This is a genomic window from Nocardia sp. NPDC101769 (assembly GCF_044766925.1).
Taxonomy (GTDB): Bacteria; Actinomycetota; Actinomycetes; order Mycobacteriales; family Mycobacteriaceae; genus Nocardia.
In genome coordinates this window covers 62,661-85,352 of record NZ_JBIWMX010000025.1, presented here as the reverse complement: position 1 = coordinate 85,352, position 22,692 = coordinate 62,661, and the positions used below count along the sequence as shown (strand labels likewise).

Below are 22,692 nucleotides of genomic sequence, written 5' to 3'. Positions count from 1 at the left end.
TGGCGCAACACCGGAAACGGTGCTGCGCCACGGCATGCCGGCGAGTCAGGCGGGGGTGAGGGAGGGGCGATTGCGCAGGATCGCGGCGGCGGCCAGCACGGACAGTGCCAGTAGAGTCAGCGCGAAGGTCGTCGCGCCGGTCGAGAGGCCGACCGCGTCGCTGAGGTACCCGGCGCTGACGGGCAGCAGACCGGCGGGGATGTAGCCGCCGATATTGAACGCCGCGTTGGCTTCCGCCAATCGAGCGGCCGGGACGGCGTGGTTGAGCAGCGACAGCCCACCCAGCTGGCCCAAGCCCTGGCCCGCCCCGGCGAGCAGCGCCGAGGCGATCAGGTAGGTCGGCGACTGGGTGTGGACGGCGATCACGAGGGTCAGCATCGCCAGGGCGGTCGCGACGGCGGAGATCGTCATCGTCGCCGGGCGCGGCAGGGACCGGGCGGCGAACTGGACGGCGGTGGCGGTGAAGAACATCGCGAAGGCCATGGCGCCGGCGACGATTCGGTTCGTCGTGCCGAGCAGGCCGGACAGCAGGGCCGGGCCGAGAGACAGCACGAAGGACGTGGCCGTGATTCCGGGCGCGAACACCGCGATGCCGAGGAAGAGCTGGCGGCGGTTCGCGTGGGGCACCCGGGGCACCCGGATCCATGAACCCGCACCCCGGTGCGCCGGACGACCGACGGGCATCCGCAGCACCGTCACGAAAGCGGTTGCCAGCAGCGCGATCTCGACCCCGAAGACGGTGACGGTCGGGGCCGGGACGGTCTCGGACAGGACGCCGGACAGCAGCGGGCCGACGCCCGCGCCCAGCACCATCGCCGTCGAGGCGAACAGCGCGCCCAGGTGCTTGCGCTCGGGTCCCGCGACATCGGTGACGGCGGCCATGCCCGCGGAAACCGCCGCCCCCACCGCGATACCGGTGAGCAGGCGAGCGATCATCAACGCGATCACACCGGGCGCGGTGGCGAAGATCAGACATGCGGCCGCCGCGAGGATCAGCGCCGGGATGAGCACGGCTTTGCGGCCGAGCCGGTCCGAGGCGACGCCGGAAACCAGCAGCGATCCGAGCAAACCGACGATGTAGAACGCGAAGACCACGGTCATGGTGCCCTTGGAGAACCCGAAGTCGCGCTGCCACAGCACATACAGCGGCGTCGCCGCGTTCGAGAGCACGAAGACGGCGGTCACGGGCCATGCCGCGAGCCAGATCCACCATGTCGGGGCGACGCGAGATTCGGCTCCGAGATCGATCGGCTCCCCGGCTTGCGCCGGACGGGATTGTGTCGCAACCACTTCCACTACCTCCACTCAAAGTTCGAATTGACTCGAACTAGTACGAATGGAGTCGAACATAGCATGCTGTACGATCAAAGTCGTACAAGCGTCGACAGTGAGGAGTTCATCGATGCCGGCCAAGCAGCACCCCGCGCCGAAGTTCACGCTCCCCGCGGAACCGGACGTCGTGCCGGATCCGTTGCCCGAACCCGGACTCGACGAGCTGCGACTCGAGACCGTCATGGGCGCGCTCAGTGACCCGCTGCGGCTGCACATCGTCCAGAAGCTGCTGCTCGAATCCGAGGCCTACGACCACTCCTGCGGCTGGTTCGGCATCGACCGCCCGAAATCGTCACTGACGCACCACTTCAAGGCGCTGCGCGAAGCCGGTGTCACCCGCCAGCGCCAGTACGGCCTCGAACGCCGTAGTCAGGTCCGTATCGACGACCTCGAAGCCCGCTTCCCCGGCCTGCTCGACCTCGTCGCCGCATGGGAGCCCGCGGACTGACGCCCGTTAGGCTGCGCCAATGCAGACGGAGCGAGAGCAGCGGCTGATCGACACGGTGGCCTGGGTTCGAATCGAGGACGGTCGCATCCTGTGCGCGCGGCCGCGCGGCAAGGACGTCTTCTATATCCCCGGCGGCAAGCGCGAGGGTGTGGAGACCGATGTGCAAACCCTCGTCCGCGAGATCCGCGAGGAGCTCACGGTCGAACTCGCGCCGGACACCGCCGCCCACGTCGGCACCTACGAGGCCCTGATTCCCGACGCCGTCGTGCGCATGGCCTGCTACACAGCCGACTACGCCGGCACCCTCACGGCCAGCAGCGAGATCGACGAGATCGCCTGGTTCACCTACGCCGATCGACCGCACGTCCCGCCCGTGGACCAGCTCCTTTTCGACGATCTGCACGCGGGCGGCCTGCTCGCGCACGGCTGACCGCTCCCGGCAACTAGAACATGTTGTTGACAGTGACCTACGTGTAGGCATCGAGAGACTGGTCCGAATGTAGAACATGTTCTAGTGTGGTGGACACAACATTTCCAGTGCCGGAAAGTTCAGAGGAGCCCACCACACCATGCGTACCGAGATCTGCGATCGCCTCGGCATCGACGTACCCATCTTCGCCTTCACCCACTGCCGGGACGTGGCCGCCGCGGTCAGCAATGCGGGCGGTCTGGGTGTGCTCGGCGCGGTCGGGTTCACCGCCGAACAGCTCGAGGTCGAGCTGCAGTGGCTCGACGAGCACGTGCAGGGCGTCTACGGCGTGGACCTGGTCATCCCCTCCAAATACGAGGGCAAGGGCGTCGAGGGCCTGAGCCCCGAGGAGCTGGAAGCCCAACTGGCCAAGCTGGTTCCGCAGGAGCACCGCGACTTCGCCGAGAAGATCCTCAACGACCACGGCGTACCGCACCTGCCGCCGGAGGAGCGCCACAATCAGTTGCTGGGCTGGACCGCCACCACGGTCGCCCCGCAGATCGAGGTGATCCTCCAACACCCCAAGGCCAAGCTGGTCGCCAACGCCCTGGGCACCCCGCCCGACGACGTGATCAAGCAGATCCAGGACTCCGGCCGCCTCATCGGCGCGCTGTGCGGTTCGGTCAAGCACGCGCTCAACCACAAGAACGCCGGGCTGGACTTCGTGGTCATGCAGGGTACCGAGGGTGGCGGCCACTGCGGTGAGATCGCCTCCATGGTGCTGTGGCCGCAGGTCATCGACGCCATCGGCGACATGCCGGCGCTCGCGGCCGGTGGTATCGGCAATGGCCGACAGGTCGCGGCCGCCCTCGCCATGGGCGCGGCGGGCGCGTGGACCGGCTCGCTGTGGCTGACAGTGGAGGAGGCCAATGTGCCGCCCGCCCAGATGCAGACCTACATCGACGCCACCAGCCTCGACACCGTGCGCTCGCGGTCGTGGACCGGCAAGCCCTGCCGCATGCTCAAGAACGACTGGACCGAGGCGTGGGAGCGCCCCGACACCCCGAACCCGCTGGGCATGCCGCTGCAGATGATGGTCGCACTCGACGGCGTCAAGCGCGGCCACCGGTACCCGGAGCAGGCCAAGGACGTGAACTTCAACCCGGTCGGCCAGGTCGTCGGCATGATGAACAAGATGGAGCGCTCCGCCGACGTGGTACAGCGGCTCATCACCGAGTACCTGGAGTCCTGCGAGCGGCTGAACAAGCTCAACAACGCCTGATTCTCAGAACATCGACACCGCCTGATCTTCAGGCGATTCGGCGCGTCGGGTAGGGGCTGCCCGGCGCGCCGACGCATATCCGGCGGGCGCGGCACCAGGTCGCGGGCTGCCGGGTCGGACGATCGTCCGGCGCTAGGGTTGTGCCCATGGGGAAGGTCGAGCGGGTACTGCGGGCCGCGTACTACGCGCTGCTCTCGGTGCCGGTTGCCTTCGCGCCCACGGGGGTTCGGGCCCGGGTGGCGCGGCGAGTGTTCCGGGCGCCGTTCGAGCTGCGGGAACCGGGACCGTGGCGGACCGCAGTGCATACGGTGCTGGCGGTCGCGGTCGGACTGGTCGCCTGGTTCGCGGCGTTCCTGATGGTCCTGGCCGCGGTGCGCGGCATCTGTTATCCCCTGGTGGCCGCGCACGATTTCGAACATTCCTGGGGCGGGCCGACATTGGCCGGCGCGTGGGCGGTGCATTTCGCCGGGGGCGCGCTGCCACTCCCCCTGTGGATGCTACTCATCGCCGGGTTCGGAATGCTCGAACAGCGTCTAACCCAGCGGTTGCTGGGCCGCAGCGGGCCGTGGTGGCCGGTGCCGATGGCCATCGCCCTGTGCCCGGGCGGCACGGCGTTCTTCATAGCTTGGTGGCATCAGATCTGAGATGACACGGTGACGCGCCGGAGACCATGCGGAAATCCTTGCACCGTCATTGTTTTCGCTCTCCGCGCGGCCCAGTATGGAATTGCGGCGGGTGTACCGCGAGTCCGATTCCGGACGCGAATTCTCGGGGCGCGGTGTGACACCGGTCTCGGAAACCCACGTGCGGCTTGCCGTTTCGGGTCGCTGATTGCCAAGGTTTGCGGGATATGTTGCACACGAAGCCGTCACGCCTATCGAAGCCCCTGTCCCCGGCCGCCGCGGGCGGTGATGCGCGGTGACATCGTCGAAGATCCGTTCCTCCCCCGCCCTGCGCCGCCTATTGAAAGCGGCCGCGTCGCTGCTGTTCGTGATCATGCTGGCCATCGTGGCCGCCGTCCTCGAAAAGCATGTCGGCACCGGTAAACCGGACGCGAGCGGCCCGCCGATTCCGGATCGCGGCGCTCAACCGGCGGGATCGGCCAAGGAGATCGGCGGTCTGCTGGGAAAACTGAAGGCGGCCGACGAACTGCCGATGACCGGTTACTCGCGCGACCGATTCCCGCACTGGGACACCGACAAGCCCGAACACGGATTCGGTGACGCCTTCGCGCAGTACAGCCGCTGCACCACCCGTGACGTGGTGCTGCTGCGCGACGCGACCGGGCCGGTGAAGCTGGATCCGAGCAGTTGCAAACTGAGCGTCGGCACCAATGGTGGCTGGCGCGACCAGTACGGGGTCATGGACAAGAAAACCAATGCCCTCAAGCCCTACAAGTGGACCACCGATTCGTCGGCCCTGGACATCGACCACATCGTGGCGCTGGCAGAGGCATGGCGCTCGGGCGCGTCGAACTTCGACGACGACACCCGGCGTCATATCGCCAATGACGCGCTGAACCTGGTGATTTCCGATCCCACCGCCAACCGCTCCAAGGGCGACCAGGATCCGTCGAGTTATCTGCCGCCCGGGACTTTCCGGTGCGCCTATATCGGGCGCTACATCCAGGTGAAAGTAAAGTACGGATTGAACGTCGATGCCAAGGAGCAGACCGCACTGCAGACCGCGGTGAAGGACTGTGTCACCAAGGGAGAGTTCACATAGCCGCCGTCGTCGAAATCCGCAGCGAGGCAGCCGTCATGACCCGGGAAGAGGGAACGGTCTCCGGGGATCTCGATGTGACGCTGGATTATTCGGGCCATGGGCTGGTGCGTTATCGCGGCACCGCCACCTGGTACACGATCGGCAATCTGGAGGACGAGGAACCCCGCAGCTGGACCAGCGTGCAGGATCTGGCCACCGCCATCGAGAACGAGAGCGGTGGCCGCGACGCCGCCGGCAATGTGCTGCCGTTCGAGGCGTGAGCGCTAGTCGCGCACGGCTTTCAGGGCCTCGGCCCGCGTCTTGACGGCGTCGGTCATGCCCTCGAACCCGGTGGTCAGCGCGCCGCCCAGGAGGCCGGCGACCACCGGGGCCAGCGGTCCGTTGAGCTGGAAGTGCGAGAGGTAGCGCGTGCGGCCGTCCTCCAGCGGGGTCAGGGTGTGCGAGCGCTCGCTACTGAGCAGGCCCAGCGGCGCGGGCTTCATGTTGTAGCTGAATTCCTTACCCGGTGTGTGGGAACGGATGAACTCGCGCTGCTGCTTGGGCTTCGGCCCGACCAGCCGCACCTTCATGTCGATCGGCGATCCCGGCTCGAGGGTGGTCTTGCACTCCAGGCAGAAGGGATTCCATTCCCCGTACTTGTCCACGTCGGTGAGCACCTGCCAGACCAGCTCGGCGGGCGCGTCGATCTCCACGGTTTTGTCGATGACGAAGGCCATACGGGAACAATACTGAAACCAGTTCTAGACGGTGGGGTGGGCCGTTACTCCACGGAGGGATGGCCCTCCCACCCTCACGAGTGATCCGGGGCGCGATCGCGCCACCCTACGGTCGGCCCATGACGGACGAGCGGGCCATAGCGGTGGTGCCGCGGCTGCGGGAACTCGACGCCCTGCGCCGATGCCGCTGGATCCGCCACCACCGCTACGGCCCCATCGAATTCCTGCTCCGCACAATCACTTACGGCCCCAAGCGCCTGCGCCCGTCTCCCAGTACCGTCGAACCATGACCCTCGCCGACCGCTACCCCCTCCTCCACACCCCCGCTCGGTGGGAATGGGGCGGCCTCGACGTCCAGTTCTCCACCGACCTCCCACCGGACGACCTGGTCACCAACATCCACGTCGTCTGCTTCCTCGGCGACCGCATCGTCCTCTGCCGCGACGACCGGAACCGCTGGATCCTCCCCGGCGGTACGCGCGAAGCCGGAGAATCCATCGAGTCCTGCGTGATCCGCGAACTGGCCGAGGAAGCCGGCGCCGAACTGTCCGGCCCCCTCCACCACTTCGGCGCCCACTACGCCACCACCGATCGCCCCACCCCCTACCGCCCCTGGCAACCCCACCCCCGCAAAGCCTGGCTCTGGTGCACCGCCGACGTCACCCTCACCGGCCACCCCACCAACCCCGATGACGCCGAACAAATCCTGGAAGTCCGCGCCTTCCCCCTCGCCGAAGCCATCCGTCTGACAGCCACAGACGGCTCCCACGTCCCCGAACTACTCCAGTTGGCCGACGAACTTCACCCACGCTGATCCTCGAGGACCGCAGCGCATGTCAGCCATCCAATCGACTGAATGGAATGACCGCCGAATAAGGGCTCTCCAGCAGCAACGCGTTTTCATGGGTTTCGGCGAGCCGATAAGTCCGCGCGGCCCAGTCGAGCCGGTACTCCTGGATCATCTTCACGTAGAGGCTGGAGTCCAGATAGACGATCAGATAGACCGGAATCCCCTCGTACGCGTATTCGGCGAGCTTGTCGACGGTATCCGTGTATCCGGAACCGGGCGATACGACTTCTACGACCAGCAATGCCTCGGCAGTGGTGAGTTTGGTGCCACGTTCGACGCAGCGGTACACGGTCACGTCGGGGCGGCGGAACGAGAAGGCCCCGTCGCGCCGCTTCCTCCGCGTGAAGTGGACGTCGACATCGGTCGACACCCGCATGCAGGGGTCGTCGGGCTTCGCCGCTTCGAGATGATTGGCGAGCCGCCGCGCGACATCGCTGTGTTCCGCGCTGCCGCTCTGGCAGCGGATGATGTTCCCGTCGATGACTTCGATCAGCTTGCGCAGGGCATCCGGGAGCTCGTCGTAACGCTCCTCGGTGAGCTCCAGCGCCCCGGGGTCGTCGGCCCACACGGGCAATTCGGTCACCGGCAACCTCGCTCTACACGGGACGTCAGGGCATCGTCATCGTACGCGCCGGATCCCGGAACCCAGTGGATGCTCGGACGCCGTACCCGGCTGATGGCTGTCGAATCATGGTGCAACGCGTTATAGTTCTGGCCGGACACGCGTGCGTGATGGAGGGGAAATGGCGGGGCAGGTCGAGGCTGCGGCGGTGAGTATCGGGCTCGGGATCGATACCCGGATTACGTTGGTGGCGGCGGGGTTGCTGTTCATTCTGGCGCTGTTGCTCGGGGTGTGGAAGTACCAGCAGGTCAGTGCCTCTCCGGACGCGACTGCGCATGTGTATGTCGATATCGCGCATCGGGCCACCCTGCTGTACTCGTTTGCGGCGCTGCTGCTGGCGGTGTTCACCGAGCTGAGTGCATGGGCGACGGCGGTGAATCTGACTGCCGATGTGGTGGTTTTGTTCTTCTTCGTCGCGGCGATCGCGGCGTACATCTATCACGGGTGGCGGCGGGATACCACGAATCAGTTTCATGGGCAGACCGACAAGCTCGGCACACGAATTTCGATGGGGTTGCTGATCGTGGGCGAGGTCGGTGGATTTCTGGTGCTGTTCAGTGGGTTTCTCGCCGGGCAGTTCTGACGGTTACGGGCACAGGGCGTCGCCGAGCAGACCGGTGATGTCCGGCTCGGTGTCCGGGGAGTCGTTCATCGCGATGGTCACCGCGCGGCCCTCCCGGGTCGCGCCGGAGATCGTGAGGTAGCCCGCGATTTCGCCGACGTGGCCGAAGTATTGTGCGCCGCAGGGCAGTCCGATCGCGCCGATGCCGAGGCCGTAGTCGAGGGCGGTGTCCGGGGTGCGGGGCGGGATCGTGAGCATGTCGTGCAGCTGCCCATCGGCGACGATCTTCCCGGCGAGCAAAGCCATGAAGAAGCGGTTCAGGTCATTGCCGGTGGAGATCAGTCCGCCTGCCGACCACCCCACCGACGGCTCGGAGCGGGTGACGTCGGTGGGGACGCCTCCGACGAGGGCGTAGCCGTGCGGGTGGGGCCCGCGGAAGCCGGTCTCACCCGGACTGGGCAGATAGGTGTCGGCGAGCTGGTTCGGCGTGGTGATGCGGCCGACGAGCTCCTCGGAATACGTTCTGCCCGTCACCTTTTCGACCAGCATGCCCGCGACGATGAAATTGGTATTGGTGTACTTGAACCGCTCCCCCGGCGCGAACTGCGCGGGTCGGCGCAGCGCGATCACGATCTCCTCGGCGGGAGTGAAGGTGCGGCCGCCGGCCGCGGCGCGCACTTCGTCGAGTTCGGGGTCGTCGGACAGTTCCGGCAGTCCGCTGCGGTGCTGCAGGATGTGCCGCACGGTGATCGCGCGCCCGTCCACGCCATTGCCCCTGAGCAGCCCGGGCAGATAGGTGTCGACGGGTTCGTCGAGTCGCACCTTCCCCTCCGACACGAGTTGCATGATGAGTGCCGCCGTAAAGGTTTTGGAGATGCTGCCGACCCGCACCTGCTGCGGCGGGGCCATCGGAATCGGCGCCCGGCTGATGCGGTCCCCGACCCCGGCGGTGAGGGTGATGGTCTGGCCGTTCTCGGTGAGGGTCGCGATCACCCCGGTGGTCCCGGCCCGCACCAGCCCGTCGATGTCGTCGCGAATCCGCTCGACTCGCTTGGGCGACACCGCCATCGGGGTGGTGGAGACCAGCTGCGGCACCGAGGTCGTCACACTCCCGCATCCCGCGGCCCCCACCAGCGCCAGCACTGTCACCGTCAGCCCGATTCGCATATCTCGACGGTAGGGACGACCGCGGACCGGGACATCCGGACAACCCCTGAGACCGTCCCTGAGAATCTACCCGGATACCGGCGCGGCCTTCGGTATTCGCGCTGCCAGGCCCAGAACACCGGCGGCCAGCGAAGCGCCGGCGATTACGTACCAACCGTGCTGGAAGGCGTCGAGGGTCGACTGGGCACCGGAGGGCGTACCCAGCACCGCCACCAGAACGGCCACACCCACGGCCATTCCGAGCTGCCGCGCCATGCTCAGCACCGCCGACCCGGTCGCGAACTGCTGTGACGGCAGCCCTGCCGTCCCGGCCGCCACACTGGTCGGCATGGTCAGGCCGACGCCCAGACCGGTCACCAGCATGCCGCCGAGCAGCCCGGTCGGATAGTCCGGCTGCAGCGTGATCGCCTGCGCCCACCAGACGATTCCGGCCGCGAATGACACCCCACCCAGCGCGAGCACAGGCCCGACACCGATCCGGGCGATCAGCCGGCCTGCCGACACCGCCACCAGCGGCACGATCAGCGGCCCGGGCGCGATCCCCAGCCCGGTCCGCAAGGCCGACCATCCCCACACGTTCTGCATCCACAGCACCGCCGACAGCAGCATCCCCGCGAACGCGATATTGAACAGCAGCGAATTGCCGAGCATGAGTGCGAAATTCGGCACACGCAGCAGTCCCGGATCGACGACGGGACTGTGATGGCGGCGCGACGAGACCACGAACGCCACCGCGAACACAGCGGTCGCCGCGAACGCGCCGATGACACCGGGCGATCCCCACCCCCAGTCCTCGCCCTTGACGACGGCCAGAATCAGCGACGCCACCGAACCGATCAACATGAGCGCGCCGACCCCGTCCGGCATCGATCCGCCCGTGCCATTCGGCCGTGGCAACAGCCGCGCTCCCAGCACCAGCGCGATGATCCCCAGCGGCACATTCACCAGAAACACCCAGCGCCAATGCAGTTCGACCAGCAGTCCGCCGATCACCGGCCCCAGTGCCGCGCCCAGACCGCCGAACGCCACCCACAGTCGCACCGCCGTCGCCCGCCGCTCGGCCGGTGTCGCGGCCAGCAGCAGGCCCAGCGAGGACGGTGTCAGCAATGCCGCGCCCGCCGCCTGCAGGACCCGGAAGGCCACCAGCGCACCGGTATTCCACGCCACCGCGCACAGTGCCGACCCCAGCACGAAGACGCCCAGCCCGGTCAGGAACGCGGTCTTGTTCCCGTTCCGATCACCCAGACGTCCGGCGGGAACCAGCAGCGCCGCGAACACGATCGAATACGCGTTGAGCACCCACGACAGTCCCGTGATCCGGGCTCCCGAGAAGTCCTCCGCGATCCGCGGCAGCGCCACATTGACGATGAACAGGTCCAGGCTGGACAGCAGCACCGCCACCGCGACGATCCCGAGCACCACCCGCGGATCGACGGCCCGCCGTTCCTCCTGCACGACAACGGTGTTCATCGTTCTTCCCCCTGCGTCCGGCCGTCGGCCCGAGTGAGTTTCTTCATGAGACTGACCATAGGCGAGTGGGTCTCTTCAAGCAACCGACTATGCTGGGATCATGCGGCGAACCAGCTTCGAGGACATGAACTGCTCCATCGCCCAGTGCCTGGAGGTGGTGGGCGAATGGTGGACCCTGCTCATCGTCCGCGACGCCCTCTTCGGCATCACCCGCTTCGACGACTTCCGCTCCCGCCTCGGCATCGCCCGCAACGTCCTCACCCAGCGCCTGGAACACCTTGTCGCCCAGGGCATCCTGGACAAAACCCCCTACCAGGACAACCCGGTCCGCTACGACTACCTGCTCACCGACAAGGGCCGTTCCCTCTGGACGATCCTGGCCGCCATGCGCCAATGGGGCGACGAATGGGCCGCCCCCGACGGCCCCCCGATCGAATCCGTCCACAAATCCTGCGGCCACACCGTGACCGTCCAGCCCGTTTGCTCCGAATGCGGCGATCACCTCACCGTCAAGGATCTACGCCCCCAACTGGGCCCCGGCGCACATGACCCGTCCCTGCTGCCCGGTCGTGACTGAGGCGGAATCGCTTCGGAACACGGGAGCGAGGTTCGGTGCGTGCGCACGTGCGCGATCCCGACCTGTCACCATCGTCGCGCTGGTGGCCTTACTCCGTCTGCGGTGCGGCGGCAGCGATCAGCCGGTCCGCACTCGATCTCCGATCAACCGTGCCGGTTGTCTGAAGCCGACCACGGTGCGCCACAGTCGATCTCAGGCAGAACGGACTGTGTTCACCGGCTGGCCGGTGGCCTTGGCGATGCGGGGAAGTTCGGCGGTGATCTGGGCGGTGGGGATGGGTGTGCTGTCGAACATCGACACGGTCAGGTCGCCTTTGTCGAGGTCCCAGGTTCCGGTGATCCGGCCGCCGGTCAGGACGAGTGGGGAGATCCAGCCGGCGGTGCGGCTGACCTTGGCGCGGTGGTCGCCGGGCAGGAGGGCGGTGTCGCCGGTGCCGGGGCCCAGGATGTACTGGTCGAATTGGCCGAGGAGGTGAACTGCGGAAGTTGGTGTGGCCCTGGCGAGTTCGTCGAGGTGGGCTGTGAGGAAGTAGCCGGGGCGGCCCTCGACTTCGATCTCCGTCAGCTCCTTACCGAGGTTCGAGAACCAGCGGCGCACGGTGGGTTTGCTCAGGAAGCCACGAGTCAGCCAGGTGTTGAAGATTTCCGGGGTGGCCGGGCCGTAGGCGCCGAGGTAGGCACGGATGATGGTGGGCGCGGCGGTGTCCGGGTCAGGGATGCCGGACCAGCCGGGGATGACGTGCGCGGGATTGGTGAAGGTGACCGACGTGCCGCGGGACGGGCCGTGGCACAGTGCGCCCTGCCAGGCCAGGGGCTTCAGCATCGAACCCCAGCCGGAGCGCAGATGGTCCTCCAGCGGCTGGAATCGCCGCTCGGCGATCAGCTCCGTGACCAGTTCGTCGCGAGTCAGCACGCGCCCGTCGAGGATGTCACCGACGGCCTCGACCAGCGCCGCAACATCATCCGGTGTCGCCCCGGAAGCCCTGGTCCACGCGGGTTTCTCCCACGTGCGTGCCGACGCCATGAGCGACAACGCCGCGGCCCCCTGCTCCGGCGTCAGCGCGTGCAGCGTGCCACGCATCGCCCAGGTCTTCATCAGCGCGCCCTCCCCCAGCGCCGCCACCACCGCACCGGGCTCGCCTGCCGAACGCCGAAGCGCCACAGCGGTTTCCGCCGCCGACGTCACCTGCGCCTGCACCCCGCACAGCCGCTCGACCACGGCCCCGGCATCGCCCTTCGTCCGCGGATCCACGAACTGCCGCCGCACCCGCCAGCTGAACACCTGATCCCACGAAACCCGCACAACGCCTCCCCGCACCCGCTCCGCACGCCAGCCGCACGACGGCCCCAGCTTACGGCCGACCCCGACACGATCGGCCATCTCCGCTGCGCCGCCGCCCTTCCGGCACAACATCCTCCGAGGCCATCCCGTTGGACCCGATGGGTGGGAACCGCTCAGATGGTTGCAGCCGAGCGGTCCACGTCGTCCTCGATGCTGCCGTTCGGCCGGCGGCGACAACGGGCCTGAGGCCCCGATGCGGGCGCCGGTCTCAGAGACGTTCGATGATGGTGGCGTTGGCCAGGCCGCCCGCCTCGCACATGGTCATGAGGCCGTAGCGGCCGCCGGTTTGTTCGAGGTGGTTGAGCATGGTGGTGAGGATGCGGGTGCCGGAGGCGCCGAGGGGGTGGCCCAGGGCGATGGCGCCGCCGCGCGGGTTGAGCTTGGCCGGGTCGGCGCCGAGCTCGTGTGCCCAGACCAGCGGCACGGGTGCGAACGCCTCGTTCACCTCGTAGACGTCGATGTCGTTGATGGACAGTCCCGCTCGCGCCAGCACCTTGCGGGTGGCGGGGATGACGGCGGTGAGCATGAGCAGCGGGTCGTCACCGGTGACCGCGAAGGAGTGGAAGCGGGCGCGCGGCTTCAGGCCGAGCTGGCCGGCCTTGTCCTCGCTCATGATGAGCGCCGCCGACGCGCCATCGGTGAGGGGCGAGGAGTTGCCGGGGGTGATGGACCATTCGATTTCGGGGAACCGGGCCTTGAACTCAGCATCCACGAAGGCGGGCTTCAGCCCGGCCAAGCCCTCGACGGTGGTGCTGGGCCGGATGGTCTCGTCGGCGGTGAGCGATCCCGCCGGGACAAGTTCGTTGTCGAAGCCTCCGGATGCCGCGGTGGCGGCGGCCAATCGGTGTGAGCGCGCCGCGAATTCGTCGAGCGCGGTCCGGTCGAACTTCCAGCGCGCGGAGATCACCTCGGCGGAAATGCCCTGCTGCACAAGCCCGTCCGGGTATCGGTGCGCGATCGGCCCGCGGTTGGCGTCGCGGCCCTGGGCGTTGGAGAACATCGGCACCCGTGACATGGATTCCACGCCGCAGGCGATGGCGATGTCATAGGCCCCCGCGATGACGCCCTGCGCCGCGAAATGGGCGGCCTGCTGAGAGGATCCGCACTGCCGATCCACCGTTGTGGCGGGCACCGCTTCCGGGAAGCCGGCCGCCAGCACCGCGGTGCGGGAGATATTGAAGGCCTGCTCGCCACTTTGCGTGACGCAACCGCCGATCACATCATCGACGAGCGCGGGATCGATGCCGGTGCGCTCGACCAGGCTGCCCAGCACGCCCGAGAGCAGCGTGGCCGGATGGACTTCCGACAGGCCGCCACCGGTTTTCCCCTTCCCGGAGGGGGTGCGGACAGCATCGACGATGACGGCGGAGGTCATGACTTCTCCTTGTTCCCACTGGGCATTCCAGTTGCGAATTCCGGTTAACATACGCACTGTACCGCACCGGCGGCCCGGCGTCACCGGCATGAATTTTCGCCTCCGGGTCGGCATGTTGCGGATTGCTAGCCTGTTGCTGTGACTGCGATCGGCAAGCAACCCCGCGAGCCCTTCTGGGATCTCGAGATGCGGCTGTCCGCGGTGCTGTCAATGCTGGCGGGATTCATCGGCGCGGCCGCGTACGCCCACTCGGAGGGCTATTTCGTCACCTTCATGACCGGCAACACGGAACGCTCGATTCTCGGCAACTTCGCCGGCGACCCGACCCTGGCCGGTGGCGCGGCCGCGATCATCGCCTGCTTCCTGGCCGGCGTGTTCATCGCCTCGATCTGCCGCCGGTACTGGTGGACCAACCATCCGCACGGCGCGACCATGCTCACCACCGGCGCTCTGCTGCTCGCGGCCATCGCGGACGTCGTGCTCGACGAGCGCGCCATCGGCCTGGTCCCGATCCTGTTCGTCGCCTTCGGCATGGGTGCGCTCAACACCTCCTTCGTCAAGAAGGGCGAGGTCTCCATTCCGGTCAGCTACGTCACCGGCACCTTGGTGAAACTCGCGCAGGGCATCGAGCGGCACGTCTTCGGTGGCGGCACTGTCCGTGACTGGCTCGGCTATGCGACGCAATATGTTTCGTTCAGCACCGGCGCGCTCATCGGTGGCCTGGTGTCGCTGGTGGTGAACGGTTCCTCGATGCTCAATGCCGCGGTCGTCGGTTCACTGCTGGTCGCCGGATACACGTGGCGGGCCGACATTCGCTGGGTGCGGCGCAGCGCGCGCCGCAGCGCCGGCGACGATTGAGTCATGTCACAGCCGCGCAACACTTGGCTAATTGAACGCAAACGTCCCGAACTGGTCATATTCTGCTGAATATGACAACCAGCAAAGAGGGAGTTTACGAAGGGCCGGTTCATGCGCTGGCCCGCAGTGCGTGGCAGTCGATCCTGGTCACCGGCCTTCTCTCGGTGGTGCTGGGCATCCTGGTGCTGGTATGGCCCGGACCCACCCTGGTCGTCGCCGGTGTCCTGTTCGGCATCTACCTGCTCGTATCCGGTGTTTTCCAGCTGATCGCGGCCTTCGGTCTGCACATCAGCACCTGGATGCGGGTGCTGTCCTTCATTACCGCCATCCTGTCGTTCATTCTGGGTTTCTTCTGCTTCCGCAACGAGTTCCAGGCCATCGGCCTGCTGGCGCTGTGGATCGGCATCACCTGGATCTTCCGCGGCACGGCGGTGCTGGTGGCCGCGATGTCCGATGCCGCCCTCCCGGGCCGGGGCTGGCAGATCCTGTTCGGCATCCTGCTCATCGTCGGTGGTGGTCTGCTGATCGTGGAGCCGTTCCGCTCGATCACGGCCCTGGTCGTGGTGGTCGGTTGCTGGCTGATCGCCATCGGCGTCTTCGAGGTGATCTCGGCCTTCCAGGTGAAGAGCCGTGCCAAGGATCTGCCCACCGCCGTCTGACCGGTTCGATCCGCGTGACCCACGGCGGTCGCCCTCCCCGGGCGGCCGCCGTTTCTCGTGCGGCACAACCCGGATCAGCGCAGCCGCTTGGGCCGCTTGTCCATCAGCCGCAGGATCAGCGGCGTGAAGATGAGCTGCATCGCCAGGTCCATCTTTCCGCCCGGCACCACGATGCTGTTGGGCCGCGACATGAACGAATCGTGCAGCATGGACAGTAGATACGGGAAGTCGATGACCTTCGGATCGGCAAAGCGGATCACCACGAAACTCTCGTCCGCGGTCGGAATGGTCCGGGCGGTGAAGGGATTCGAGGTGTCCACCGTGGGCACCCGCTGGAAGTTCACATAGGTCCGCGAGAACTGCGGGCAGATGTGCTTCACGTAGTCGGGCATGCGCCGCAGAATGGTGTCGATGATGGCCTCGCTGGAGTAGCCGCGTTCGGTCTTGTCGCGGTGCACCTTCTGAATCCACTCCAGATTGATAATGGGAACAACGCCCACCAGCAGATCGGCATAGCGGGCCACGTCGACCCCATCGCCGACCGCCGCCCCGTGCAGGCCCTCGTAGAACAGCAGATCGCTGCCCGGGGACAGCTCCTCCCACGGAGTGAACGTGCCCGCCGGCTGCCCGAAGGGTTTGGCCTCGTCGTCATCGTGCAGGTAGCGCCGCACCGCGCCTACACCGGTCTCCCCGTACTCGCGGAACAGCGACTCCAGTTCGGTGAGCAGATTCGCCTCCGGCCCGAAGTGCGAGAAGGTCAGGTTGCGCTGCTGTTCGGCCTCGGCCATGGCCAGCTTCATCTCGTTGCGGTCGTAGCGATGGAACGAATCCCCTTCCACGATGGCCGCGCTGATTCCCTCGCGGCGGAATATCTCCTGGAAGGTTCGCGTGACGCTGGTCGTCCCCGCACCGGACGACCCGGTGATCGCGACCACGGGATGTTTGACCGACATGGCACCTCCTCGATTGCCGGACAACAGCTTTCACCCGGCCGCTCAGTGCCGGGACGCGCGGAACAGGGAGCGGGAACCGAAAAGTGAGGCGTCGAAACTGGGCCCCTCCTCCGGTTCGCGGTGATAGCGCTCGATTCGCTCGACCTCGTTGCGGGAGCCGAAGATGAACGGGATCCGCTGGTGCAGCTCCTCGGGCCGCACATCGAGCACCCGTTCGTGCCCGGTGCTGGCCGCGCCCCCGGCCTGCTCGACGATGAAGGCGATCGGATTGGCCCCGTACAGCAGCGAGACCCGGCCCGGGCGTTCGGGATTGCGCGTATCGCGCGGATACATGTAGAGCCCGCCGCGGGTCAGGATGTGGAAGGTGTCGGCCACCAGTGACGCGACCCAGCGCATATTGAAATCCCGTCCGCGCGGGCCGTCCACGCCTTCGAGACATTCGTGGACATAGCGACGGACGGGGCGTTCCCAGAACCGCTCATTGGCGGCATTGATCGCGAAACCGGAAGTGTCGTCGGGGATTCGCATGCGCGGATGGGTGAGGACGAACGCGCCCACCTCGCGGTCCAGCGTGAACCCGTCCACCCCGTTGCCGGTGGTGAGCACCAGCATGGTCGCGGGCCCGTACAGCGTGAACCCGGCGCACACCTGCTGCACGCCCGGCTGCAGGAAGTCGGTGCCCGCGGCCTCCCGCCCGTCCTCCGGAGCGCGCAGCACGCTGAAAATCGTTCCCACCGGCAGATTCACGTCGATATTGCTGGATCCGTCCAGCGGATCGAAGGCCAGCAGATACTTTCCGCGCCGGTACTCGGTCGGCACCTGATGGCACTCGCGCATCTGCTCGGACACCAGCGCCGCCAGCGGTCCGGTCCACTGGCTCTCTGCCACCATGATGTCGTTGGCGATGGCATCCATCTTCCGGTGCACGGTGACCGGCAGATTCTCGGCATCGGAAGCGCCCAGGGAGCCGACGATCGCTCCCCGGGTCACTTGATTCCCGATGATCTTGGTTGCGGTGGCGAGCACGTTCAGCAGCGCCGAGAACTCCCCGGACGATCCGGGATGGCGGTGCTCCTGCTCGATGGTGTAGCGGGTGAGGGTCTTCAATCCTTCGGGCACAATCGCTCTCAATTCGTCATGGAGGGGCCCCCTCGTCGGCGAGGGCGTCCGCGAACACACTGCTGCCGAGGACATCGCTGTCCGTCAGGGTGATCAGATCCGTGCGACCGACCGGCCGGTGCAGTTCGACCAGGCGTTTGGCCTGCCGCAGCCGGCAGCGCTCGAGGGCATTGCGCACGCTGCGGGCATTGGCGAAGCGGGGGCGGGCCATGCGCAGCGTCAGATAGCGCGAGAAAGCCTGTGCGGCTTGCGGATCGAAGCGGAAGTTCTCCTGGCGCACCATGAGTTCGGCGATGGCCATGAGCTCGTCGTGAGTGTAGTCGGGGAACTCGATGTGGTGGGCCACCCGGGAGGACAAGCCGGGGTTGGCGGAGAAGAAGGTCTCCATGCGGTCCGGATAGCCGGCGAAGATGACCACCAGGCTGGTGCGCTCGTTCTCCATCTCCTGCAGCAGGATCTCGATGACCTCCTGCCCGTAGTCGCGCTCGTTCTCGGGACGGAACAGGTAGTAGGCCTCGTCGATGAACAGCACTCCCCCGGCGGCCTTGGCCAGGGCCTCCTTGGTCTTGGGTGCGGTGTGACCGATGAACTGGCCGACCAGATCATCACGGGTGACGGTGTGCACCTTGGGTTTCCGGATGTACCCGAGGGCGTGCAGCATCTCGGCCATGCGCAGGGCGACCGTGGTTTTCCCGGTGCCGGGCCCGCCGGTGAAGCTCATGTGCATGGTCGGGCGGGTAGCCTGGAGCCCGAAACGCTGACGAGCGCGATCGATCAGCAGCAATGCGGCGATTTCCCGCACGCGGCGTTTGACGTTCGCCAGACCCACCAGTTCCGCGTCGAGGCGGGCGAGAGTGTCCTCGACGTCCTTGCCCGCGATATCCGTCGATAGATCCAGCAGGGCGTCGTCGGCCAGCATCTCCGGTGGGCCGGAAACGGGGCGGTGCAGGTGGTCGGCCGCCGAATCCTCCGGTCGGGGAGGACCATCGGCGGCCGTACCGCGCACCGGTGCGGGGCTCGTGACCCCGGGCCGATGCATCTGGAACCCGCCCGCCGGGCGGCCGGCTGCAGGCTGCCGGCCGCCCGGTATCGCGGGGCGTTCCGCGCTCACGATATCCTCCCGTTCCGAAAGCTGTTCAGCCGTCATACCTTTGGCCCGGACGGTCGTCGAGTGCGTAGGCGTGGAAGCCGTAGTGCTGGCGGCGATCGTCGGACTCGGTGCGGTCGAGGCGGAAACCGGGCTCGTGGGCGGGGCGCTGTACGAGGAAGCTCAGCGCCGTGGTCTGCCGGCCATAGGACGCGTCGTAGGCGTTCACGCGAATGTAGCAGCGCGGGAACGTGGCCCGGCAGGCGTTGACCTCGGCGAGCACCCCGTCGGGCTCGTCCAGATCGAACAGCGGCAGACCCCACATCTCCCAGTAGTTGTTGCGCGGGTGCGGATCGTCGGTGTACTCGATGGACACCGGCCAGTTGTTGAGCAGGGCGTAGCGGACCTGGGCGGCGATCTCGGTGTCGTCGAGGTCCGGCAGGTGCGAGAAGGTGCCTTGGCGCAGATGCATGGGGATTCCTCGACTTTCAGCGGGAGGCCGTCGGGACGGCGTCGGGGGCGTCGGTGGAGGTGTAGTCGAAGGTGACATCACCCCAGGTGGCGAGCGCGACATCGAGCGGGCGGCAGATCTCGGCGGCGCGGCGCAGCACGTCCGGGCCCTCCTCGAGCAGATCGCGACCCTCGTTGCGCGCCTTGACCACCGCCTCGAGAGCGACCCGGTTGGCTTCCGCGCCCGCGGCGATGCCCATGGGATGCCCGATGGTGCCGCCGCCGAACTGGAGGATGGCGTCGTCGCCGAACAGGTCCAGCAGCTGATGCATCTGGCCGGCGTGGATGCCGCCCGAGGCGACCGGCATGACGCCGGGCAGGCTGGCCCAGTCCTGGTCGAAGAAGATGCCGTTGACGGGGTTCATCGGAATGTGGTTGTCGCGCAACGTGTCATAGAAGCCCTTGACCGTGTGCGGATCACCTTCCAGCTTGCCGATGACCGTACCCGCGTGCAGGTGATCCACCCCGATCAGCCGACACCACTTGGCCAGGACCCGGAAGCTGACGCCGTGGGTCTTCTGCCGGGTGAAGGTGGAGTGCCCGGCCCGATGCAAGTGCAGCAGCATGCCATTGCGCCGCGCCCACTTCGACATGGACTGCATGGCGGTGTAGCCGACCGTCAGGTCCATCATGATGATGCAGCTGCCGAGCGATTTCGCGAATTCCGCGCGCTCGTACATGTCCTCCATCGTGGCGGCCGTGACATTGAGATAATGCCCCTTCATTTCTCCGGTTTCGGCGATGGCGCGGTTGACGCCCTCCATCGCGAACAGGTAGCGGTCGCGCCAGCGCATGAACGGCTGCGAGTTGATGTTCTCGTCGTCCTTGGTGAAATCGAGTCCACCCCGGCAGGCCTCGTACACCACGCGGCCGTAGTTGCGGGCCGACAGGCCGAGTTTCGGTTTCACCGTGGCGCCCAGCAGCGGTCGGCCGTATTTGTTCAGATACTCCCGTTCCATGACGATTCCGTGCGGCGGACCCTGAAAGGTCTTGACATACGCCACGGGAATGCGCATATCCTCCAGCCGCAATGCCTGCAGCGGTTTGAAACCGAATACATTGCCGATGACCGAGGAGGTGAGGTTCGTGATGGAACCCTCCTCGAAGAGATCGAGATCGTAGGCGACATAGGCGAAGTACTCGCCCTCGCGCCCAGGCACCTCGTCGACGCGGTAGCACTTGCCCTGGTAGCGCTCGTGCGCGGTGAGCCGGTCGGTCCAGACCACCGTCCAGGTGGCCGTGGACGATTCACCCGCCACCGCCGCGGACGCCTCCACCGGATCGACGCCCCGCTGTGGCGTCACCCGGAAGACCGCCAGGACATCGGTGTCCTTGGGCTGATAGTCGGGAGCGTAGTATCCCATCGACGCGTACGACTGCACACCCGGATCCCACCGGCTGCGCTGATCATCGACAGATCCGGCCATCATTCCTCCTGCGAACCGGGTTGGGCGACTTGTGATTCCCAGGATGACGGGGCCGTTAACGACAAACAATTCGATTGTTTCTGTTCTCGCTCAACCTTTTCGTCGAGTTTGCTACCGTTGAGTATGGGTACGGTGAGCGCGGTGCGCATGGAAACCTTTCTCGCCGTTGCCAAGCACTCCAGCATTCGCCGCGCGGCGGCACAGTTGCACATCACCGAAGCGGCGGCGTCCGCGGCCGTAGCACACATCGAGAAACAACTCGGCGCGAAACTGGTCGCCAAATCCGGTCGGGGTATCGCGCTCACCGAGGCCGGGCGGGTCTACGCCGACTACTGCCGCAGCATCCTCGGTTTGATGAAGGAGGCGCACGCCGCTGTCCAGGAAGCCGAGACCGGCCGGTTGCGTATCGGCGTGGTAGCGACCGCCGGCGAATACGTGCTGCTCCGGCTGCTCGCGTCCTTCCGCATCCGGTATCCGGACATCGAACTGGGTCTGTCCATCCAGCCCCGCGACGTGCTGTACCTCGAATTGACCCACCACGAAACCGATCTCGTGATCGCCGGCCGCCCACCCCGCGACGCCGGGCTGGTCACCCGCGCCCGCCGCCCCTGTCAGCTGGTCGTGGTCGGCGCACCCGACGCCTGGCCGGACCCCTGCGAGGCCACCTGGCTGCTCCGCGGCAAAGGCTCCGGAACCCGCGACACCACCCTCGCCCTCTTCGACCGTCTCCAGATCCGCCCGCCCACACTGACTCTCGGCACCCATGGCGCGGCGCTGGCCGCCGCCCGGGAGGGACTGGGCATCACCCTCATCCACTCCGACGCCATCGCCACGGACCTCGCCGCCGGTCACCTGGAGGTCCTGCCGGTCGACGGCACCCCGCTCAACCGTCCCTGGCACGTCGTCACTACCCGCACACCCGCGCCGGCCGTTCGCCTGTTCCTGTCCCACATCACCGATCCGGACCGGGTCGGCGACAAGGCATTTCGCGGAGTCTGACCGCTGCTTCGAGCAGGAAGTGCTGATCGCCCACAGGCGCGTCACCAGCCAATGCGGCTGTTGCCGGCCATCCACGACTATGGCGCCAACACCGGCATCAAGGCGGTTTCCGGTGGGGCACATGGGCACAACGAGTACGGCATTCGATACGCCCGACGAAGATATCTGTATCGAAGCGGCGCGATGGATCGCGATCGAGATCGCCACCGGCATCCGACGGCCCTCGGTATCGGTCTCGACCGATCGCGCAGGTTGAATTCATGTTCACGCGGCGCGCCGATGCACGCCGGCGTGGACGTGCTCGGCGATCAGGGCGGCGATGCGATCGGGTGCCTCCAGCATGGGGACGTGTCCGGCACCGTGCACCAGGATGCGGTCGGCCGAGTCGGGCAGCTCGCGCAGGAAACGCTCAGCGTAGGCGAGGTTGGGTGTCACCCGGTCGCGTTCGCAGATCAGCAGGCGTACCGGGGTTTTCAGTGTCGACAGGTGGTCCGGTCCGGGCATGCGCAGGCCGCCGACCAGCAGCGGCAGCATGGCAGGGCAGTGCAGCGCCGCGGTGATCGCCGTGGTCACCGCGCGCGCCGGCACTACCGAGGGGTCGCCGCTGAGCGCCGCCAGCGCCAGCCGGCGGGCGGGACCGCTGAATCGCAGCGCCGGACCGAGCTGCTTGCCCAGCGCCACGATCGGTACCAGCGCCAGGAACTTCAGCCCGATCCGCAGTTGCAGCAGCGAGGGGCAACCCCAGCCGCCGGCCGGCGCGATCGCGGTGAGGGTGCGAGCGCGGCCCCGGCGGGCCAGTTCGAAACCGACCCAGGCGCCGAGTGAATTGCCGGCGATATGGCAGGTGCGCCACCCCAATTCGTCGAGCTGGTTTTCGATCTCATCGGCCAGCGCTGCCACATTCAGGTATCGGCCACGCAGCTCGGGTCCGCCCCAATGGCCGATCAAAGCCGGGGCGAACACCTCACACGTGTGCGACAGCCGCGCTGCGACCGGCTCCCAGCAGCGCGGGGACATCATGAACCCGTGCAGCAGCAGAAGGGGCTCGCCGGACCCGGTGTGCAGGGCCTTCAGCGACGGTAGGGGCGTGGGCCGACTGGTGGCTGACGTCATTGTCATCGCCTCTTTCTGGACTTCGTTGTCCGCGAAGAGGCCCGACCAGTGTGCCCACGACGACATCGATCAGAGTGCGCGGCCTGCTTTG

The 22,692-nt window shown here is 67.0% G+C and carries 26 protein-coding genes; 13 read left to right on the top strand and 13 right to left on the bottom strand.

From position 1 onward, the window contains the following. Positions 1-45 precede the first annotated feature (45 nt). Entirely contained in the window at positions 46-1,290 is a 1,245-nt protein-coding gene (locus ACIRRA_RS31840) for an MFS transporter (protein WP_402775842.1), read from the bottom strand. Positions 1,291-1,402: 112 nt separating this feature from the next. Between ACIRRA_RS31840 and ACIRRA_RS31835 the strand changes: the two genes are divergently transcribed. From ACIRRA_RS31835 to ACIRRA_RS31810, 6 genes are all read left to right on the top strand, one after another. Further along, positions 1,403-1,780, top strand: a complete 378-nt coding sequence (locus ACIRRA_RS31835) for an ArsR/SmtB family transcription factor (protein ID WP_402775840.1) — start codon at positions 1,403-1,405, stop codon at positions 1,778-1,780. A 19-nt stretch (positions 1,781-1,799) separates the two neighbouring features. Further along, the gene (locus ACIRRA_RS31830; protein WP_402775838.1) at positions 1,800-2,210 is read left to right on the top strand and encodes an NUDIX domain-containing protein; all 411 of its coding nucleotides are present in this window, start codon (positions 1,800-1,802) and stop codon (positions 2,208-2,210) included. A 139-nt stretch (positions 2,211-2,349) separates the two neighbouring features. Beyond that, positions 2,350-3,471: an NAD(P)H-dependent flavin oxidoreductase gene (locus ACIRRA_RS31825; RefSeq protein WP_402775837.1), complete on the top strand. Its 1,122-nt coding sequence runs from the start codon at positions 2,350-2,352 to the stop codon at positions 3,469-3,471. Positions 3,472-3,617: 146 nt separating this feature from the next. Then, positions 3,618-4,115, top strand: coding sequence for a hypothetical protein (locus tag ACIRRA_RS31820; RefSeq protein WP_402775834.1), 498 nt, complete (start codon positions 3,618-3,620; stop codon positions 4,113-4,115). 274 nt (positions 4,116-4,389) lie between these two features. Further along, a complete protein-coding gene (locus ACIRRA_RS31815) occupies positions 4,390-5,196 on the top strand; it encodes an HNH endonuclease family protein (protein WP_402775833.1) in 807 nt (268 codons plus the stop codon). A 35-nt stretch (positions 5,197-5,231) separates the two neighbouring features. Further along, positions 5,232-5,456 (top strand): hypothetical protein, encoded by a 225-nt coding sequence (locus ACIRRA_RS31810; RefSeq protein ID WP_402775830.1) that lies wholly within the window; start codon positions 5,232-5,234, stop codon positions 5,454-5,456. A gap of 3 nt (positions 5,457-5,459) precedes the next feature. Here ACIRRA_RS31810 and ACIRRA_RS31805 read toward each other — a convergent pair whose 3' ends face one another. After that, positions 5,460-5,912 carry an SRPBCC family protein gene (locus ACIRRA_RS31805; protein WP_402775827.1) on the bottom strand — a complete coding sequence of 151 codons (453 nt, stop codon included), beginning with the start codon at positions 5,910-5,912 and terminating at the stop codon, positions 5,460-5,462. A gap of 119 nt (positions 5,913-6,031) precedes the next feature. On the opposite strand from ACIRRA_RS31805, the gene ACIRRA_RS31800 reads away from it, so the two are divergent. Further along, the gene (locus ACIRRA_RS31800) at positions 6,032-6,202 is read left to right on the top strand and encodes a hypothetical protein (RefSeq protein ID WP_402775824.1); all 171 of its coding nucleotides are present in this window, start codon (positions 6,032-6,034) and stop codon (positions 6,200-6,202) included. Then, a complete protein-coding gene (locus ACIRRA_RS31795) occupies positions 6,199-6,726 on the top strand; it encodes an NUDIX hydrolase (protein ID WP_402775821.1) in 528 nt (175 codons plus the stop codon). The genes ACIRRA_RS31800 and ACIRRA_RS31795 overlap by 4 nt, the downstream gene beginning before the upstream one ends. Positions 6,727-6,748: 22 nt before the next feature. On the opposite strand, the gene ACIRRA_RS31790 is transcribed toward ACIRRA_RS31795, so the two are convergent. Continuing rightward, complete coding sequence (locus ACIRRA_RS31790; RefSeq protein ID WP_402775819.1) at positions 6,749-7,345, bottom strand: Uma2 family endonuclease; 597 nt, start codon at positions 7,343-7,345, stop codon at positions 6,749-6,751. Positions 7,346-7,505: 160 nt separating this feature from the next. Between ACIRRA_RS31790 and ACIRRA_RS31785 the strand changes: the two genes are divergently transcribed. Beyond that, positions 7,506-7,967, top strand: coding sequence for a hypothetical protein (locus ACIRRA_RS31785; protein WP_402775816.1), 462 nt, complete (start codon positions 7,506-7,508; stop codon positions 7,965-7,967). 3 nt (positions 7,968-7,970) lie between these two features. Here the strand turns inward: ACIRRA_RS31785 and ACIRRA_RS31780 are convergent, their stop codons facing one another. Continuing rightward, positions 7,971-9,113, bottom strand: coding sequence for a serine hydrolase domain-containing protein (locus tag ACIRRA_RS31780; RefSeq protein WP_402775814.1), 1,143 nt, complete (start codon positions 9,111-9,113; stop codon positions 7,971-7,973). A gap of 66 nt (positions 9,114-9,179) precedes the next feature. Further along, complete coding sequence (locus tag ACIRRA_RS31775) at positions 9,180-10,583, bottom strand: MFS transporter (RefSeq protein ID WP_402775812.1); 1,404 nt, start codon at positions 10,581-10,583, stop codon at positions 9,180-9,182. 100 nt (positions 10,584-10,683) lie between these two features. Here ACIRRA_RS31775 and ACIRRA_RS31770 point away from each other — a divergent pair, with 100 nt between their 5' ends. Next, on the top strand, positions 10,684-11,160 hold the full coding sequence (locus ACIRRA_RS31770) for a winged helix-turn-helix transcriptional regulator (RefSeq protein WP_402775809.1): 477 nt from the start codon (positions 10,684-10,686) through the stop codon (positions 11,158-11,160). A 192-nt stretch (positions 11,161-11,352) separates the two neighbouring features. Here ACIRRA_RS31770 and ACIRRA_RS31765 read toward each other — a convergent pair whose 3' ends face one another. Together ACIRRA_RS31765 and ACIRRA_RS31760 are read right to left on the bottom strand one after the other, a co-directional pair. Then, a complete protein-coding gene (locus tag ACIRRA_RS31765; protein WP_402775806.1) occupies positions 11,353-12,540 on the bottom strand; it encodes a winged helix DNA-binding domain-containing protein in 1,188 nt (395 codons plus the stop codon). A 169-nt stretch (positions 12,541-12,709) separates the two neighbouring features. Continuing rightward, positions 12,710-13,876 (bottom strand): thiolase family protein, encoded by a 1,167-nt coding sequence (locus ACIRRA_RS31760; RefSeq protein WP_402775803.1) that lies wholly within the window; start codon positions 13,874-13,876, stop codon positions 12,710-12,712. A 186-nt stretch (positions 13,877-14,062) separates the two neighbouring features. Between ACIRRA_RS31760 and ACIRRA_RS31755 the strand changes: the two genes are divergently transcribed. After that, positions 14,063-14,734: a YoaK family protein gene (locus ACIRRA_RS31755; RefSeq protein WP_402775988.1), complete on the top strand. Its 672-nt coding sequence runs from the start codon at positions 14,063-14,065 to the stop codon at positions 14,732-14,734. Positions 14,735-14,805: 71 nt separating this feature from the next. Further along, on the top strand, positions 14,806-15,393 hold the full coding sequence (locus ACIRRA_RS31750) for an HdeD family acid-resistance protein (RefSeq protein ID WP_402775800.1): 588 nt from the start codon (positions 14,806-14,808) through the stop codon (positions 15,391-15,393). Positions 15,394-15,467: 74 nt separating this feature from the next. On the opposite strand, the gene ACIRRA_RS31745 is transcribed toward ACIRRA_RS31750, so the two are convergent. Genes ACIRRA_RS31745 through ACIRRA_RS31725 form a run of 5 tightly spaced genes read right to left on the bottom strand, consistent with a single transcriptional unit; the run spans position 15,468 to position 20,489 of the window. Continuing rightward, a complete protein-coding gene (locus tag ACIRRA_RS31745) occupies positions 15,468-16,346 on the bottom strand; it encodes a phosphoribulokinase (protein ID WP_402775797.1) in 879 nt (292 codons plus the stop codon). Positions 16,347-16,388: 42 nt separating this feature from the next. Then, positions 16,389-17,465 (bottom strand): class 1 fructose-bisphosphatase, encoded by a 1,077-nt coding sequence (locus ACIRRA_RS31740; RefSeq protein ID WP_354832763.1) that lies wholly within the window; start codon positions 17,463-17,465, stop codon positions 16,389-16,391. 16 nt (positions 17,466-17,481) lie between these two features. Beyond that, positions 17,482-18,576 (bottom strand): AAA family ATPase, encoded by a 1,095-nt coding sequence (locus tag ACIRRA_RS31735; protein WP_402775793.1) that lies wholly within the window; start codon positions 18,574-18,576, stop codon positions 17,482-17,484. A gap of 25 nt (positions 18,577-18,601) precedes the next feature. Further along, positions 18,602-19,024, bottom strand: coding sequence for a ribulose bisphosphate carboxylase small subunit (locus ACIRRA_RS31730; RefSeq protein ID WP_402775790.1), 423 nt, complete (start codon positions 19,022-19,024; stop codon positions 18,602-18,604). Between the two features lie 16 nt (positions 19,025-19,040). Beyond that, a complete protein-coding gene (locus tag ACIRRA_RS31725; protein WP_402775787.1) occupies positions 19,041-20,489 on the bottom strand; it encodes a form I ribulose bisphosphate carboxylase large subunit in 1,449 nt (482 codons plus the stop codon). A gap of 123 nt (positions 20,490-20,612) precedes the next feature. Between ACIRRA_RS31725 and ACIRRA_RS31720 the strand changes: the two genes are divergently transcribed. Continuing rightward, positions 20,613-21,488, top strand: a complete 876-nt coding sequence (locus tag ACIRRA_RS31720; RefSeq protein ID WP_402775785.1) for a LysR family transcriptional regulator — start codon at positions 20,613-20,615, stop codon at positions 21,486-21,488. 264 nt (positions 21,489-21,752) lie between these two features. Here ACIRRA_RS31720 and ACIRRA_RS31715 read toward each other — a convergent pair whose 3' ends face one another. After that, positions 21,753-22,607 (bottom strand): alpha/beta fold hydrolase, encoded by an 855-nt coding sequence (locus ACIRRA_RS31715; RefSeq protein ID WP_402775782.1) that lies wholly within the window; start codon positions 22,605-22,607, stop codon positions 21,753-21,755. Positions 22,608-22,692: the final 85 nt, after the last annotated feature.